At 72.3% G+C, this 15,888-nt stretch carries 15 protein-coding genes; 6 read left to right on the forward strand and 9 right to left on the reverse strand.

Annotated features, from left to right (window positions below):
• Nucleotides 1–168: 168 nt before the first annotated feature.
• The 3 genes from hemQ to hemE form a co-directional block, all read right to left on the reverse strand.
• A complete protein-coding gene (hemQ, locus tag M6B22_RS00970) occupies nucleotides 169–861 on the reverse strand; it encodes a hydrogen peroxide-dependent heme synthase (RefSeq protein ID WP_269443895.1) in 693 nt (230 codons plus the stop codon).
• A 4-nt stretch (nucleotides 862–865) separates the two neighbouring features.
• Entirely contained in the window at nucleotides 866–2,245 is a 1,380-nt protein-coding gene (gene hemG / locus M6B22_RS00975; protein ID WP_269443896.1) for a protoporphyrinogen oxidase, read from the reverse strand.
• 62 nt (nucleotides 2,246–2,307) lie between these two features.
• Complete coding sequence (gene hemE, locus M6B22_RS00980; RefSeq protein WP_407935580.1) at nucleotides 2,308–3,381, reverse strand: uroporphyrinogen decarboxylase; 1,074 nt, start codon at nucleotides 3,379–3,381, stop codon at nucleotides 2,308–2,310.
• Nucleotides 3,382–3,448: 67 nt separating this feature from the next.
• Between hemE and M6B22_RS00985 the strand changes: the two genes are divergently transcribed.
• From M6B22_RS00985 to M6B22_RS01000, 4 genes are read left to right on the forward strand one after another with little or no spacing between them, the layout of a single operon-like run.
• On the forward strand, nucleotides 3,449–3,634 hold the full coding sequence (locus M6B22_RS00985) for a hypothetical protein (RefSeq protein ID WP_269443898.1): 186 nt from the start codon (nucleotides 3,449–3,451) through the stop codon (nucleotides 3,632–3,634).
• A 38-nt stretch (nucleotides 3,635–3,672) separates the two neighbouring features.
• Nucleotides 3,673–4,260, forward strand: coding sequence for a DUF3000 domain-containing protein (locus M6B22_RS00990; protein WP_269443899.1), 588 nt, complete (start codon nucleotides 3,673–3,675; stop codon nucleotides 4,258–4,260).
• Between the two features lies 1 nt (nucleotide 4,261).
• The gene (locus M6B22_RS00995; RefSeq protein WP_269443900.1) at nucleotides 4,262–5,521 is read left to right on the forward strand and encodes an HRDC domain-containing protein; all 1,260 of its coding nucleotides are present in this window, start codon (nucleotides 4,262–4,264) and stop codon (nucleotides 5,519–5,521) included.
• A gap of 37 nt (nucleotides 5,522–5,558) precedes the next feature.
• Complete coding sequence (locus M6B22_RS01000; RefSeq protein ID WP_269443901.1) at nucleotides 5,559–6,425, forward strand: HAD family acid phosphatase; 867 nt, start codon at nucleotides 5,559–5,561, stop codon at nucleotides 6,423–6,425.
• Between the two features lie 69 nt (nucleotides 6,426–6,494).
• On the opposite strand, the gene M6B22_RS01005 is transcribed toward M6B22_RS01000, so the two are convergent.
• From M6B22_RS01005 to M6B22_RS01025, 5 genes are read right to left on the reverse strand one after another with little or no spacing between them, the layout of a single operon-like run.
• Complete coding sequence (locus M6B22_RS01005) at nucleotides 6,495–7,691, reverse strand: sensor histidine kinase (RefSeq protein WP_269443902.1); 1,197 nt, start codon at nucleotides 7,689–7,691, stop codon at nucleotides 6,495–6,497.
• Nucleotides 7,688–8,389 carry a response regulator transcription factor gene (locus M6B22_RS01010; RefSeq protein WP_269443903.1) on the reverse strand — a complete coding sequence of 234 codons (702 nt, stop codon included), beginning with the start codon at nucleotides 8,387–8,389 and terminating at the stop codon, nucleotides 7,688–7,690. The genes M6B22_RS01005 and M6B22_RS01010 overlap by 4 nt, the downstream gene beginning before the upstream one ends.
• A 31-nt stretch (nucleotides 8,390–8,420) precedes the next feature.
• Nucleotides 8,421–10,373: a 1-deoxy-D-xylulose-5-phosphate synthase gene (dxs, locus tag M6B22_RS01015; protein WP_269443904.1), complete on the reverse strand. Its 1,953-nt coding sequence runs from the start codon at nucleotides 10,371–10,373 to the stop codon at nucleotides 8,421–8,423.
• 9 nt (nucleotides 10,374–10,382) lie between these two features.
• Nucleotides 10,383–11,681: a class I SAM-dependent RNA methyltransferase gene (locus tag M6B22_RS01020; protein ID WP_269443905.1), complete on the reverse strand. Its 1,299-nt coding sequence runs from the start codon at nucleotides 11,679–11,681 to the stop codon at nucleotides 10,383–10,385.
• Complete coding sequence (locus tag M6B22_RS01025; protein ID WP_269443906.1) at nucleotides 11,674–13,686, reverse strand: APC family permease; 2,013 nt, start codon at nucleotides 13,684–13,686, stop codon at nucleotides 11,674–11,676. Before M6B22_RS01025 ends, M6B22_RS01020 begins: the two co-directional genes overlap by 8 nt.
• 160 nt (nucleotides 13,687–13,846) lie before the next feature.
• On the opposite strand from M6B22_RS01025, the gene M6B22_RS01030 reads away from it, so the two are divergent.
• Both M6B22_RS01030 and M6B22_RS01035 read left to right on the forward strand, forming a co-directional pair.
• The gene (locus tag M6B22_RS01030) at nucleotides 13,847–14,515 is read left to right on the forward strand and encodes a potassium channel family protein (protein WP_269443907.1); all 669 of its coding nucleotides are present in this window, start codon (nucleotides 13,847–13,849) and stop codon (nucleotides 14,513–14,515) included.
• Nucleotides 14,512–15,168: a potassium channel family protein gene (locus M6B22_RS01035; RefSeq protein WP_269443908.1), complete on the forward strand. Its 657-nt coding sequence runs from the start codon at nucleotides 14,512–14,514 to the stop codon at nucleotides 15,166–15,168. Before M6B22_RS01030 ends, M6B22_RS01035 begins: the two co-directional genes overlap by 4 nt.
• On the opposite strand, the gene M6B22_RS01040 is transcribed toward M6B22_RS01035, so the two are convergent.
• Entirely contained in the window at nucleotides 15,124–15,855 is a 732-nt protein-coding gene (locus M6B22_RS01040; protein ID WP_269443909.1) for a DUF3159 domain-containing protein, read from the reverse strand. The two genes, M6B22_RS01035 and M6B22_RS01040, sit on opposite strands and share 45 nt — an antisense overlap.
• Nucleotides 15,856–15,888 lie beyond the last annotated feature (33 nt).

Here is a 15,888-nt window from a genome sequence, read left to right on the forward strand (position 1 = left end):
CCCAGCTACCCGCTCAAGACGTAGCTTGTTGGCCGTCGCATACGCCCGAGGACTCGCAGCGAGTCGAATCGGAACCAGGCTGTGGACCACGCAACTCATCGGTGGGTGCGTGAGCGCTGCGCCCGGATCGACCGCTGATCGCGCCGCCCGCGCGCGAAATGAAGGTGCTTACGGCAAGGCTTCGACGATCTCCGCCATGCTGCGCCGGGTGCCGGTGTGGAACGGCACCTCCAACCGCACGTGGCGACGAGTCTCCGAGGCGCGCAGGTGCCGCATCAGATCGACGATGCGGTCCAGGTCGTCCGCCTCGAAGGCGAGCACCCACTCGTAGTCGCCGAGCGCGAACGCCGGCACCGTGTTGGCCCGCACGTCCGGGTACTGCCGCGCCATCTGGCCGTGCTCGGCGAGCAGCGCGCGGCGCTCGTCGTCCGGCAGCAGGTACCAGTCGTACGAGCGCACGAACGGGTACACCGCGACGTACTTGTACTCGGCATCCGGCGCGGCGAGAAACTCCGGCAGGTGGCTCTTGTTGAACTCGGCCGGACGGTGCAGCGCCATGTTCGACCAGGTCGGCGTCAGGTGCGAGCCCAGCCGCGTCCGGCGGAACCGGCTGTACGCCTCCTGCAGTGCATCCGCGGTCGACGAGTGCCACCAGATCATCAGGTCGGCGTCGGCCCGCAACGCGCTCACGTCGTACGTGCCGCGAATCGTGACGTCCTTGGCGGCAAGCTGCTCGAACAACTCGTCCACCTCGCCGGCGAGCGAATCGCGCCGCGCGTCGCCCAAGGGTCGCTCGATCTTGAACACCGACCAGAGGGTGTAGCGGATCACGTCGTTGAGTTCGCGTGCCTTGCTGACCATGAGCTCATTCTCCTCGCTGCGACAGCGCGTTCGCCACGTGGTCTGCGGCACGCCGCGCCGAGCCGATGCAGGCCGGGATCCCCACACCGTCGTACGCGGCGCCACACACCGCGAGCCCGGGGACCTGCTCCACCGCGGCCCGGATCCGCGCCACCCGCTCGACGTGACCGACCGCGTACTGCGGCAACCCGCCGCCCCAGCGGGTGAGCAGCGCGTCGACCGGTTCGGCCGTGATGCCCAGCAGCGCCGCCAGATCGCGGCGGACCACGGCAAGCAGGTCGCCGTCCTGACGCTGCAGCGCCTCCGCCTCGCCGTGCCGGCCGATCGAGGCGCGCAGCACGGACAGCGACCCGGTCGGCATCGGCCACTTCTGCGAGGAGAGCGTCACCGCCTTCACGGCCAACCGCTCGTGCGCGGCCACCAGCACACCGCTGCCCTCCGGCAGGGTCACGTCGCGGTAGGCCAGGGTCGCGATCGCCATGCTCGCGTACTCGATCCCGGCCAGCTCGGCGGCGGCCGACGGTGCGGCCGTGCGCAACAGCCGCGCCGCCTTCGCAGCCGGCGTGGCCACCACCACCGCGTCCACCTCGAGGTACTCGGGTTCGGGGACCGGACCGAGGGTGAGCCGGAAGCCGTGCGCCGTGCGGTCGATCAGCCGGACGGTGGTGTCCGTCCGAACGGCGAACCGCCCGGACGCCGCGAGCGCCAGCGGCAGCCGCCCGATGCCGCCGGGCAGCGAGGCAAACACCGGATCGGTCGAAGGGGCGCGGGTGCCGGCGCCGACGACGGCCTGCGCCGCACGTACCAGGGAACCGCCCGAACCCAGCCGGGCGAACAGCGCCGGCATGCTCGCGTGCAGCGACAGCTCGTCGGCGCGGCCGGCGTACACGCCACCGAGCAACGGCTCGACCAGACGATCGGTGATCTCGTTGCCCAATCGCGCACGGGTGAGCGCGCCGACCGCGACGTCTTCGGTGATCGGCTCCAGCGGCTCGAGGTCCGGCTCGGCAGCGATCCGCTCGCTGGCCGCGGCGGACACGGCGCCGCTCGCCCGCAATGCGTCGGCATCGGACGGGATGCCCATCATCGTCCGCGCGGGCAACGGATGCAGCGCTCCACCGGCACGCACCTGCGCGGCGGTGGACAGCGGCGAAATCAGCTCGAGCCCGGCGGCCCGCGCCAGATCGACGGCTTCGGGGCGGCGGGCCAGCATCGCCTCGGCGCCGAGGTCGACGGGCACGCCGGCTATCTCGCCGACCCGCAGCTTGCCGCCGATCTCGCGCCCCGACTCCAGCACCAGGACCGCGGCCCCCGGCAGCCGTTCGGCGAGCGTCCACGCGGCGGCCAGCCCGCTGATGCCGCCGCCGACCACCACGACGCTCACCTGCTGATGAACACCCCCAGCACCACACCCCGGTGTGGTGGAAGGGGTGTTCACACCCTCATTCACGACAGCGAGTGGACGAGGTCGACGACGCGGCTCAGGACGTCGGGGTCGGTGTCGGGCAGGACGCCGTGGCCCAGGTTGAACACGTGACCGGCGGCGCTGCGTCCCTCGATGACGATGCGGCGCACCTCGGCCTCGAGCACCGGCCAGTCGGCGAGCAGCAGCGCCGGGTCCAGGTTGCCCTGCACCACCGCGCCCGGGCCGATCCGCCGGGCGGCCTCGTCCAGCCCGACGCGCCAGTCGACGCCCACCACGTCGGCGCCGGCACGATGGATCAGGTCGAGGAACTCGCCGGTGCCGACACCGAAGTGGATCCGCGGCACCGCGAATTCGGCGAGCGGCTCGAGCACGGTGCGGCTGTGCGGGAGCACGTACCGCTCGTAGTCGGCACGCGAGAGCGCGCCGGCCCACGAGTCGAACAACTGGACGGCGGCCACGCCGGCCTCGAGCTGGATGCGCAGGAACTCGCGGGCGATCACGGCGAGCCGGTTCAGCAGCGCGCCCCAGAGCACGGGCTGGCCGTGCATGAGCGCCTTCGTCCGCGCGTGATCGCGCGACGGGCCACCCTCGATCAGGTAGCTGGCCAGCGTGAACGGGGCGCCGGCGAAGCCGATCAGCGGCGTGCCACCGAGTTCGCCGACCAGCGCGCGCACCGCCTGGCTCACGTAGGACACGTCGGCGGGCTCGATCTCACGCAACACGTCCAGGTCCGCCGTCGTCCGGATCGGGTGCTCCACCACCGGCCCCACTCCGGGGACGATGTCGATGCCGACGCCGATCGCCACCAGCGGTACGACGATGTCGGAGAACAGGATCGCCGCGTCCACACCGTGCCGGCGCACCGGCTGCAGGGTGATCTCGGTGATCATCGCCGGGTCGCGGCAGGCGTCCAGCATCGCGATGCCGGCGCGCAGCTCGCGGTACTCCGGCAACGAGCGCCCGGCTTGCCGCATGAACCAGACCGGCGGGTACCCGCCGGGGTGCCCGGACGCGGCCCGGATGAGCAGGGAATCAGCAGCGGCAGCCATCGCCCGCATCCTCGCACGCGCGAGATTCGGCGTGCCTGCGGGCATTCGGCTGTGTGACGTGGAAACTTGGCTCAGACAGCCACACCGGCGCCGGTGCGGAAGGAGTGTTGTGATGTCCGCCGAGCTGACCCTGACCTGCCCCGTCTGCGGGCGCCGCAGCGAGTTCGAGCAGCCGCCCTGCACCGACGGCCACGGCAGCGACTGCCCCGAGCTGATCTGCGTGCGCTGCAGCAGTGCGGTACTGGTGGGCGCCGAGCACCGAGCCCGGCGGCGCGCTCGCACGGGGCGCGCCGCGTGAGCGCATCCCGAACCTCCCGAATCCGTCAGGTGGGCGTAGTGGACGAAGACCCGACCGCCGGCCGGCCTGCCGAGGCCGAGCAGCCCAAACCAGAGGTGTTCGGCAGGGCGATCGCCAGCCTTACCGGTACCCGGGTGCGCCCGGAGGTGCGCGTCGAGCCGCTGCGCCCGCCGCAGCGGCTGGCGCCGTACAGCTACGCGATCTCGGCCGACGTGCGCGCGGCCGACGGCGCCGAGCTGGCCACCGGCCGGCTGGTGCTGCTGCATGACCCTGACGGCCACGAAGCCTGGGACGGCGTGCTGCGGCTGGTCGCGTACGCCTCGGCCGAGCTGGACTCGCAGATGGGCGTCGACCCGATGCTGCCCGCCGTCGGCTGGAGCTGGCTGACCGGTGCCCTGGACGAGCGCGGTGCCGCCTATCGCGCTGCCGGCGGCACCGTGACGCAGACCACGTCCACCCGGTTCGGCGACCTCGCCGGGCCGCGCACCACCGTCGAGCTGGAGTTGCGCGCCTCGTGGACCGCGGACACCGACGACATGTCCGCCCACCTGAGCGCGTTCGTCGACCTGCTGTGCACTGCTGCGGGCCTGCCGCCCGAAGGCGTGACGATCCTGTCCCCCAGCTGACGTGGACGAGACCCAGCCGACCGAACCGGAATTGCCGCTGCTACGTGAACCCGCCGACGGCGTGCCGGAACCGCTCACGACCAGCGCACAGCTGAGCGCGCTCGTCGACGCGGTGGGCGCGGGCACCGGACCGGTCGCCCTGGACGCCGAGCGCGCCTCCGGTTACCGCTACAGCCAGCGCGCCTACCTCGTCCAGCTGCGCCGCGCAGGCGCAGGCACCGCGTTGATCGACCCGATCGAGCTGCCCGCCCTGAGCGGGCTCAGCGCCGCGATCGGGGACGGCGAATGGATCCTGCACGCGGCGAACCAGGATCTGCCGTGCCTGGCCGAGCTGGGGATGCGCCCGGCCGCGCTGTTCGACACCGAGCTGGCCGGTCGGCTGCTCGGTGACGAGCGGGTCGCGTTGGGAACCATGGTGGAGCAGCACCTTGGCGTGCGGCTGGAGAAGGGGCACTCCGCGGCCGACTGGTCCACTCGCCCGCTGCCGCACGACTGGCTGGTGTACGCCGCGCTGGACGTCGAGCTGCTGGTCGAGCTGCGCGACGTGCTGGCCGGACTGCTCGCCGCCGCCGGCAAGAGCGAGTGGGCGCGCCAGGAGTTCGAGGCGGTCCGGCTGGCGCCCGCTGCCGGGCCACGGGTCGAACCGTGGCGACGGCTCTCCGGCATCCACAAGGTGCGCGACCGGCGCCAGCTCGCCGTGGCCCGCGCGCTGTGGGAAGCGCGGGACAGCTACGCGGCGCAGCGGGACGTGGCGCCCGGACGGGTGCTGCCGGACGCCGCGATCGTCGAGGCCGCGCGCACGCTGCCGGCGACCAGTGCGGCGCTGGCCGGCCTGTCGGTGTTCGGCGGGCCGCGGCAGCGCCGTCAGCTGGGCCGCTGGTTCGGCGCCGTCCAGGCCGGCCGCGAGCTGCCCGAGCGGCAACTGCCCACGGTCACCGGGGTGTCCACCGATCCGGTCCCGCCCGCGTCGCGCTGGCGCGACCGTGACCCGATTGCGGCCGCCCGGCTGGTGGCCTGCCGCGACGTGGTCGCCACGCTGGCCGAGCAGCACACCGTCCTGGCCCAGAACCTGCTCGCGTCCGACGTGGTGCGCCGGCTCGCCTGGGAGCCGCCCACGCCCGACGAGCCATCCGTCCGGAGCCGGCTCGCCGAACTGGGCGCCCGGCCGTGGCAGGTGGAGCTGACCGCCGCCGCGCTGACCGCAGCACTCGACGTCCCGCAGACCACCGCTTCCCGGCCGGGGCCAGACGTGGAAATGTAGCCGCATTCGGCACAACTCCCCTCTTGGAGGCACACCTGTGAAGACCACGCTCAGCAGGCTGTTGGGGGCGCACCCGATGCGCACGCTCGGCATCGCCGGCGCCGCAGTCGTGACCACCCTCGCCCTCGTCGCGCCCAGCACGGCGCTGGCGCACAACCGGGACCACGGCCGCGGCGCCGTCCCACCGCCGCCGGCGAACCCGACCAGCGCGAACCAGATCCAGAACATCGACCAGGTGCGTACCGCCATCAAGGCCTACTACGGCGACACCATCACCGACCAGGTGGATCCGTACCCGGGCGACAACGTCGACAAGAAGTTGCACACCTTCTCGCCGACCGGGGCCTATGCCAAGGAGATGGCCGGCATCGAGCGCGACGCGACGCGCTACCTGAGCAGCGCGAGCCACCACCGCAGCCGCGCGCAGAAGGCCATCCTGCTGGACGTCGACGACACCACGCTGAACACGTACAACTACGAGATCTACAGCAACTTCGTGTACGACCCGACCAGCAACGCGGCGTTCGTCAACGGCGAGGCGTTCCCGGCCACCCCGGGCATGCCGCAGCTGGTGAACTGGGCGGCCGGCCACGGCTACACGGTGTTCTACCTGACCGGCCGCCCGGGCACCCAACGGGCCGGCACGATCGGCAACCTGGAGAAGGTCGGCTACGACGCCGTCCCGGACAGCAACCTGTACCTGAAGGACTACGCCGCGGACACCTGGCTGTCCTCGTGCGCGCCGTCCTGCACGACGATTCAGTACAAGTCGCTGACCCGTGCGCACATCGAGTCGATGGGCTACGACATCATCGCCAACTTCGGTGACCAGTACAGCGACCTGAGCGGCGGTTACGCCGACCGGACGTTCAAGCTGCCCAACCCGATGTACTACCTGCCGTAACGCAGCACGGCCGGCGGGCCGGTCCGGAGCCTGGCTCCGGGCCGGCCCGTTCCGCTTCCCGGTGGCTGTTCAGGCCGCGGCGTCTGCCGACGTGGTCGCATCCGTGCGGTGGCCCGGCTGGGACACCCGCGGCAGCTCGATGCGGATGGCCAGGCCACCGAACGGCGGCGCGGCCGCCTGCAGCCGGCCGTGGTGCGCGTCGACGATGAGCCGCACGATCGCCAGGCCCAGGCCGGCGCCCCGGGTAGCGGTGCGCACCCGGCCACCGCGCCGGAACGGCTCGAACAGCGTGTCCACGTCGGCGGCCGCGATCACCGGCCCGCCGTTGGACACGTGCAGCCAGACCCGCTCGGCGGTCTGCCCGGTGGTGACGCGCAGCCAGCCGTCCGGGACGTTGTGCCGGATCGCGTTCTCGACCAGGTTGCCGATCAGCCGCTCCAGCAGCCGCGGATCGCCGATGGCCGCGGCGGGCTCGATGTCCGATTCGATCTTGACGCCCTTCGCCGCGGCCTCGGCCTGCACGCCGTCCAGCACGCTCGGGACGAGCGCGGCGAGGTCAACGGTCTCGCGGACCTCCAGCTCACCCCGCTCGACCGCCTGCAGCCGGGCGAGGGTCAGCAGCGAGGCGACCAGCCGCTGCGCCCGCTCGGTCGCCTGCGCGAGCACCTCACCCATGCGGCGCAGCTCGGCCACGTCCGCGTCGGGGTCGGCGAGGGTGACCTCCAGCTCGGTCCGCATCACCGACAGCGGTGTGCGCAGCTCGTGCGAGGCGTTCGCGACGAAAAGCCGCTGGCTGTCGAACGCGGCGTCGAGGCGGCCGAGCATCTCGTCGAACGTGTCGGCCAGCTCCCGCAGCTCGTCGTCCGGCCCGCCCAGGTTGATCCGCTGGTCCAGGTTCTCGGTGGACAGCTGCTTGGCGGTGGCGGTGAGCTTGGCGATCGGGCGCAGCGCCTGCTTGGCCAGCAGGTAGCCGCCGGTGGTGCCGACCACCACGATGATGCCGAAGTAGATCAGCCCGGTGTGCAGCAGGTAGTCGACCGCCTGGTGCTGCGCGTCCTTGCCGAGCGCGGTGGGGTCGATGTGCTGGACGGCGCCCGTCTCGTCCCGGATGGTGACGTCGCCGAGAGTGTTGAAGAACGGCAGCCGGGCGATCGAGCGGTTGAGCAGGACGATCGAGGTGAACAGCAGCGAGACGCCGACGAGAAGCACGAGTCCGCCGTAGAGCAACGCCATACGGATCCGCAGCGTCGGGCGGAAGAGCCTCACGAGGCGGTCCCGGCTCCTCCGTCCACCCCGCCCAGGGCTGCCGGATCGATGCGATAGCCCGATCCGACCACGGTGTCGATGATCGGTGGCTCGCCGAGCTTGCGGCGCAGCGTCATCATCGTGACCCGGACGGTCGTGGTGAACGGATCAGCGTTCTCGTCCCAGACGCGATCGAGCAACTCCTCGCTGCTGACCACGGCGCCCTGGGCCATCAGCAGGGTCTCCAGGACCCCGAACTCCTTGCGGGTCAGCTCGATCAGCTCGCCGCCGCGGGTGACCGTGCGCTTGGCCGAGTCCAGCTCGATGTCGGCCGCCGACATGACCGGCGGCGCGGCCGGCGTGGTGCGCCGCCCGAGCGCCCGCACCCGGGCGACCAGCTCGGCGAAGGCGAACGGCTTGGGCAGGTAGTCGTCGGCACCGAGCGCGAGCCCCTGCACCTTGTCCTCCACCGTGCCGCTCGCGGTGAGCATCATGACCCGGGTCAGCACGCCCTCGTCGGTGAGCCGGCGGCAGATCTCGTCGCCGGACATGCCGGGCAGGTCGCGGTCGAGCACCACGACGTCGTACCGGGTGAGCGCGGCCTTGCGATAGCCGTCGTCCCCGTCGGTCGCGACGTCGACCGCCATGCCCTCACGGCGCAGCCCGCGGGCAACCGCCTCCGCGAGCTGTACTTCGTCCTCTACGACGAGGATCCGCATCTGCCCTGCCTCCCGGCCCGTTCCAGCTTCATCATCCGCCGTCGGCCTCGCCTGCGCGACGCATGGCCGGCAGGTCTGCTCCCGGCTCGCTACCAGGTGAAACGACAACAGCCCATTCCACGATGCGCCGCCCGAGATCGGGCACGGTCAGCCCGGCCCACGTGCGGACATCCGACACTGTCCCATGCGCGGGGAATTCGTGGGGGACGCCGAGCTGGCGAGTCGGCACGTCGACCCCCGCGGCGGACAGGTGCTGCGCGATGCGCGCGCCCACCCCGCCGTCGACCACGCCGTCCTCGACGGTCACCACGAGCGCGGCCCGGGCGGCGAGCTCGACGAGCGCCGGGTCGACCGGCATCACCCAGCGCGGGTCGACCACGCGCACGCTGAAGCCGGCCCGGCGTACCGCGCCGCACGCTTCGAGCACGTCGCGCGCGACCGCGCCGACGGCGACCGCTAGCACGTCGACGGGGCCTTCGGCAGCGGCTTCGGCGAGCACGTCCACCCCGCCGACCCGGCGTAGCGCAGGCACCGACTCGACCAGCGGCGTCTTCGGGAACCGCACCACCGTGGGACCGCCGGACCAGCTGACCGCCTCGGCCAGCTCGGCCCGCAGGCTCGGCTCGTCCCGCGGCGCGGCCAGCCGCAGCCCAGGGACCACGCCCAGGATCGCCAGGTCCCACACGCCGTTGTGGCTCGGCCCGTCGTCGCCGGTGATGCCGGCCCGGTCGAGCACCACGGTCACCGGCAGGCGGTGCAGGGCCACGTCCATCAACAGTTGGTCGAACGCCCGGTTCAGGAACGTGGCGTACACGGCCACCACCGGATGCAGCCCACCGGATGCGAGGCCGGCGGCGGAGGTCAGCGCGTGCTGCTCGGCGATGCCGACGTCGTACCAGCGGTCCGGGAAGCGCCGTGCGAACGCGCCCAGGCCGGTCGGCTCGCACATGGCGGCCGTGATCGCCACCACGTCGTCGCGCTCCTCGCCCAGGCGCACCAGCTCGTCGCCGAACACCGACGTCCAGGTGCGACCGGCGCCGGTGCGCGGCACGCCGGTTGCCGGGTCGAAGCCGCGCGACTGGTGCATCTGGTCGGCCTCGTCGTTCTCGGCCGGGGCGTAGCCGAAGCCCTTGCGGGTCACGCAGTGCACGATCACCGGACCGCCGTCGGCGCTGTAGCCGCGGGCCAGCCGCAGCGCGTACTCGAGCGCTGCCAGGTCGTGCCCGTCCACCGGTCCGACGTACTTCAGGCCGAGGTCCTCGAACAGTCCTTGCGGCGCGAGCAGATCCTTCACGCCGCGCTTGACGCCGTGCAGCGCGTCGTACAAGGCGCTGCCGACGACGGGTGTGCGGTCCAGGGCGCCCTTGACCCGCCCGAGCGCGCGCTCGTAACCCGGCCGCAGCCGCAGCCCGGCCAGCCGGTCGGCCAGCCCACCGGTGGTGGGCGAGTAGGACCGGCCGTTGTCGTTCACCACGATGATCACCGGCCGGTCGGAGGCCGCGATGTTGTTCAGCGCCTCCCAGGCCATCCCCCCGGTCAACGCGCCGTCGCCGACCACCGCGACGACCGGGCGGCGCTCGCCGCGCACCTGGAACGCCTTCGCCAGCCCGTCGGCGTAGCTCAGCGCGGTGGAGGCGTGCGAGTTCTCGATCCAGTCGTGCTCGCTCTCGGCGCGGCTCGGGTAGCCGGACAGGCCGCCGGTGCGGCGCAACGTCGGCATCCTTTCGGCGCGGCCGGTGAGGATCTTGTGGACGTACGCCTGGTGGCCGACGTCGAACAGGATCGGTTCGGTGGGCGAGTCGAAGGTGCGGTGCAGCGCGATCGTGAGTTCGACCGCGCCCAGGTTCGGCCCCAGGTGGCCGCCGTTGGTGGCAACGGTCTGCACCAGCAGGTCGCGGATCTCGGCCGCGAGAAGGGTCAGCTCGTCCTGGCCGAGGGCACGCAGATCCTGTGGTCCGCCGATCCGTCCGAGCACGCTGGTCACCGCGCCAGCCTACGGGCTGGGCCTCGCGGCGTCGGCCCGCACCACGCTCCCGTCGCCGGGTTCGAGCTGGCCGCCGGGTTCTAGCTGGGCGACACACTCGACGTGGTGGGTCATCGGGAACGCGTCGAAGGCGCGCAGCCCGCTCAGCCGCCAGCCGAGGTCGCCCGCGGCGGCGACGTCGCGGGCCAGCGCAGCCGGATCGCACGCCACGTACGCGACGGCCCGTGGCGCGAGCGCCAGCAGCGCCGCCATCACGTCGTGGCCGGCGCCCGCCCGCGGCGGGTCGAGCACGATGACGTCCGGCCGCTCACCGAGCGCCGCGAGCAGCGCGGCGTCGACCCGGCCGCGGCGCACCTGCGCCCACGGCGTTTCGGCGAGGTTCGCGGTGGCGTCCGCGACAGCCCGGGCGGACGACTCGACACCGATCACGCGGCCGCTCGGGCCGACCGCGTCCGCGAGCGTCGCCGTCAATGCCCCGGCGCCGGCGTACAGGTCCAGGCAGGTCTCGCCGGGTGCCGGGCGGACGGCCTGGAGCACGGCAGCGGCGAAGCTGGCGGCGGCGGCGGGATGTACCTGCCAGAATCCGGCGGCCGCCACCTCGAACGTCCGCTCCCCCAGCCGATGCGGCAGCACGTCCGGGCCGTCGATGACCTCGGTCCGGTCCGGCGGCCGGCGCCCGCGCGACTGCCGCCCGGCGCCCGGCCGGTGGCCGATCAGGGTGACCGCACCGTCGTCGCCGCGAGCCACCTCGATCCCGGTCAGCCCGGGCCAGGTGCGCGCCAGGGCCGGGCTGTCACCCACGCCGGGCGCTCCGAGCGGGCAGGCCGCCAGCCGTTCGATCTCGCCTGAGCGGTGCCGGTGCAGCCCGGGCCGGCCGGAACGATCGAGCGCGTAGGTGATCCGGGTGCGCCAGCCGAGCAGCCCCTGCTCGGGCGGCAGCGGCTCGACGGCCGTGAGCAGCCCGCTCACGTCCAGCCCGGCCAGCCGGGCGAACTGCTCGCGCACGACCGCCGCCTTGAGGTCGCGCTGCGTGGCGGCGTCGGCGTGCTGCCAGTCGCAGCCGCCGCAGCGCCCCGGGCCGGCGTGCGGGCACGGCGGCGTCACCCGGCCCTGGGCGGCGGCGAGCACTTCGACGGCGTCGGCGCGCCAGAACGACCCGCGCTCCTCGGTGACCGCGGCGCGGACCCGCTCGCCGGGCAGCGCGTGCCGCACGAACACCACCCGGCCCTCGTGCCGCGCCACGCAGTAGCCGCCGTGCGCCGCGGCGCCGACGTCCAGCACGATCAGCTGATCGGCGGCCTCAGACACGCTGCGGGCTCTGCGGCTTGTCCGGGTCCGGCGGCGCCACACCGACCAGGTGCTTCTTCGCGGCTTTGGACGACTCCAACTGCCACGGCACGCTGGTCACCATCACACCGGGCTGGAACAGCAGCCTGCCCTTGAGTCGCAGCGCCGACTGGTTGTGCAGCAACTGCTCCCACCAGCGGCCCATCACGTACTCCGGGATGAACACGCTCACCAGTTCGCGCGGCCGGTCGGCCCGCAACTGTTTGATGTACGCGACGATCGGCTTGGTGATCTCCCGGTACGGCGACTCCAGTACGGTCAGCTTCACCGGCAGGTCGCGCCGCTCCCACTCGGCCAGCAGGGCACGCGTCTCCTCGTCGTCGACGTTCACCGTCAGCGCGGTGAGGGTGTCCGGACGGGTGGCACGGGCGTAGGCCAGCGCGCGCATCGTCGGCTTGTGCGCCTTGGAGACGAGCACCACGACGTGGTTGCGCGAAGGCAGCATGAGCCCCATTTCGTCGCTGACCAACTCGTCGGCCACCCGCTCGTAGTGCTTGTGGATGCCGCGCATGACCAGGTACAGGATCGGCATCGCGATCAGCACCAGGTAGGCGCCCTTGGTGAACTTGGTGATGATGACGATCACCAGCACCACCCCGGCGAGCGTCGCCCCGAACGCGTTGATCATCCGCGAGCGCTGCATGCGCCGCCGCTCGGCCGCGTCACGCTCGACCCGCAGCGCCCTGTTCCAGTGCCGCACCATGCCCGACTGGCCCAGCGTGAACGAGGTGAACACGCCGATGATGTACAGCTGGATCAAGCGCGTGACGTCCGCCTTGTAGATCGCGATCAGCACGCACGCGACGATCGCGAGCATCACGATGCCGTTGCTGTAGGCGAGCCGGTCACCGCGGGTCTTCAGTTGGGTGGGAAGGTTCTTGTCCCGAGCCAGGATCGAGCCGAGCAGCGGGAACCCGTTGAACGCGGTGTTGGCGGCGAGCACCAGGATGAGCGCAGTGGTCGCCTGCACGTAGAAGAACCCTGCCGAATGCGGCCCGCCGAACACCGCCCCCGCCACCTGCGCGATCACGGTGCGCTGTGGCGTGTGCTGGCAATCGGGGACACCCACCAGCTGACAACTGTTGCCGGTCGGGTCGGTGATGTGGACCTTCGAGATCAGCGCGAGCGCGGTGAGACCGATGAACATCGACAGCGCGATCGCGCCCATCGCCACCAGGGTCAGTTGCGCGTTTCGCGCCTTGGGCGGCTTGAACGCCGGGACGCCGTTGGCGATCGCCTCGACACCGGTGAGCGCGGTGCAGCCGGAGGAGAACGCGCGCAGCGTGAAGAACATCAGCGCCAGGAAGCCCAGGTTGCCGTACCCCGCGTGCGCCTCCACGTGGTAGCGCGCGCTCTCGGCCACCGGCGCGTCGCCGAGGATCATCCGCAGCAGGCCGGTGCCGATCATGATGAACACGCCGCTGGCAAACAGGTACGTGGGTGCGGCGAAGGCCAGCCCCGCCTCGCGCAGCCCGCGCAGGTTGACCGCCGCGAGCACCGCCACGAAGGCCAGCGCCATCCACACCCGCCAGTGGTGCAGCGACGGCGCCGCCGAGATGATGTTGTCCACGCCGGAGGACACCGACACCGCGACCGTCATCACGTAGTCGACGAGCAGTGCGCTCGCGACGACCACGCCCGCCGGCTTGCCGATGTTCTTGGTCGCGACCTCGTAGTCGCCGCCGCCCGTCGGGTAGGCGCGGACCAGCTGGCGGTAGGACGCGACCACCACCGTCATCAGCACGACGACCGCGCCCGCCACCCACGGCGTCAGGTACAGGTACGCGGTGCCGCCGACGGTGAGGACGAGCAGGATCTCCTGCGTCGCGTAGGCGACGCTCGAGAGCGCGTCGCTGGCGAAGATGGGCAGCGCGAGGCGCTTGGCGAGCAGTGAGTGGCCGGCCTGCTCAGAGCGCACCGGGCTGCCGACGATCAGGCGCTTGAGCACGCGCGTGAACAGTGCCACGACGGGTCACAATACGGCGCCGCCCGCCGCCTGGTGCGCACCCACCGCCCCGCGGTGCGGCGCGTTGTGTACCGTCGGCTCGCTGCGCGATTTCGCCGGGACGATCCGCGCGAGGTGCGTCCGGCCTGGACGCCCGCTGGGGAAAGGAGATGTGCGCACCGTGCACATCGTCGTAATGGGCTGTGGCCGGGTCGGGAGTTCCCTCGCCCACAGCCTGGCCCGTCTGGACCACAGCGTGTCGGTGGTCGATCAGGACCCGTTGGCCTTCCGCCGGCTCGGTGAGCAGTTCTCGGGCCGGTCGATCGTCGGGATCGGCTTCGACCGCGACACCCTGGTCGAGGCCGGCATCGAGCAGGCGTCTGCGTTCGCGGCCGTCAGCAGCGGCGACAACTCCAACATCATCGCAGCGCGGGTCGCACGCGAGACCTTCGGCGTGCAGAAGGTGGTCGCCCGCATCTACGACCCCAAGCGCGCGGAGGTGTACGAGCGGCTCGGCATCCCCACCGTCGCCACCGTGCCGTGGACGGCGAACCGGCTGCTCAAGAGCGTGCTCGGCGAGGCCACCTCGGAGGCGTGGCGCGACCCGTCCGGTGCGGTCGCGCTCACCCAGGTCGCGCCGCACGAGGGCTGGGTGGGCAAGTCGGTGGCGGACTTCGAGGCGGCCACCGGCAGCCGGGTCGGCCTACTCACCCGGTTCGGCACCGGCATGCTGCCGACCGCGACGATGCTCATCCAGTCCGGCGACACGTTGCACGCGCTCACCACGGACGCGCTCGCCGACACGCTGCGCCACGCCGCCGAGCGGCCCCCGCTCGGAGCAGCCGAATGAAGGTCGCGATCGCCGGCGCGGGCGCGGTCGGCCGCTCCATCGCCCGCGAACTGCTGCAGAACGGCCACGACGTGCTGCTCATCGACAAGGAGCCGAACAAGGTCGTCCCGGATCGAATCCCCGGCGCCGACTGGCGCTTGGGCGACGCCTGCGAGGTGGCGAACCTCGAGGACGCCGGGCTGGAGGACTTCGAGGTCGTCATCAGCGCGACCGGCGACGACAAGGTCAACCTGGTCGTGTCGCTGCTGGCCAAGACCGAGTTCTCGGTGCGCCGGGTCGTCGCCCGGATCAACCACCCGTCCAACGAGTGGCTCTTCACCGAGGCCTGGGGGGTCGACGTCGCGGTGTCCACGCCACGGGTGCTGGCCGCGCTCGTCGAGGAGGCGGTGGAGGTCGGTGACGTGGTGCGCCTGTTCGGGCTGCGCGAGGGTCAGGCCAACCTGGTCGAGGTGACGCTGCCCGAAGGGGCGCACTGTGCCGGTCGCGCCGTGCGCAACCTGGACCTGCCCGAGGACGCGGTGCTGGTGGCGATCGTGCGCGGCACGCGGGTGATCACGCCGCGCGGCGAGGAGCCGCTCGAGGCTGGCGACGAGCTGTTGTTCGTGGCCCTACCCGAGACCGAGGCCGCGCTCCGCAGCGCCATCATCGACTGAGGCCGCGTTGCCCTCGGCGCCGCCAGCGTCATCGCCGTCGGCGGCAGCCGCACGGGTCACGGCGTGCCGCGCCCGCGTCCCGACGAGGAACGCGAACGCGACGGCGGCGATCCACAGCGGGTACCCCATCGCCACGCGCGCGAACGCCAGCCAGCCGGTGACGTTGTGCTCGTACAGCGTCAGCTGCACCGTGCCGCGGGCCAGGAAGACGATCGTGGCCGCGAGCGTGGCCCACGAATAGGCGCGCAGCAGGGGCCGGCATCGGTACCAGCGGGCGTCCCCGGCCAGCCCGGGCGTGGGGTCCAGGAACTCCCACAGCCAGCCGATGAGCGGGCGGCGCGCCACGATCGAGACCGCGAACGGCACCGCGTACAGGAAGCTGGTCCAGATTCCGAGCAGGAAGTACCCGCGCGCCTGACCGGTGCGGGCGGCGATCAGAGCCGCGATGAGCACCCCGAACAGGCCCGAGATCGCCTGCTGGGTCGGCTGCTTGCGGATCAGCCGGTAGGCAGCCAGCGCCACGGCGGTGGCCACCGCGGCGACGATCGCCGGACGCAGCTCGGTGATCGCGTTCACGATCACGAACACGACCGGCGGGATCGCGGTGATCGCGGTGCCGGTCCAGCCACCGATGCTGGCCAGCATCTGCCTGCGATACGTCTCGCGCAGGTCGATCCGGTCGCCCACGGCGGCCTCCCCGGCGGCTGGCTCCCTGGCGGG

The organism is Jatrophihabitans cynanchi (assembly GCF_027247405.1).
In the GTDB taxonomy this organism is placed as follows: Bacteria; Actinomycetota; Actinomycetes; order Mycobacteriales; family Jatrophihabitantaceae; genus Jatrophihabitans_B; species Jatrophihabitans_B cynanchi.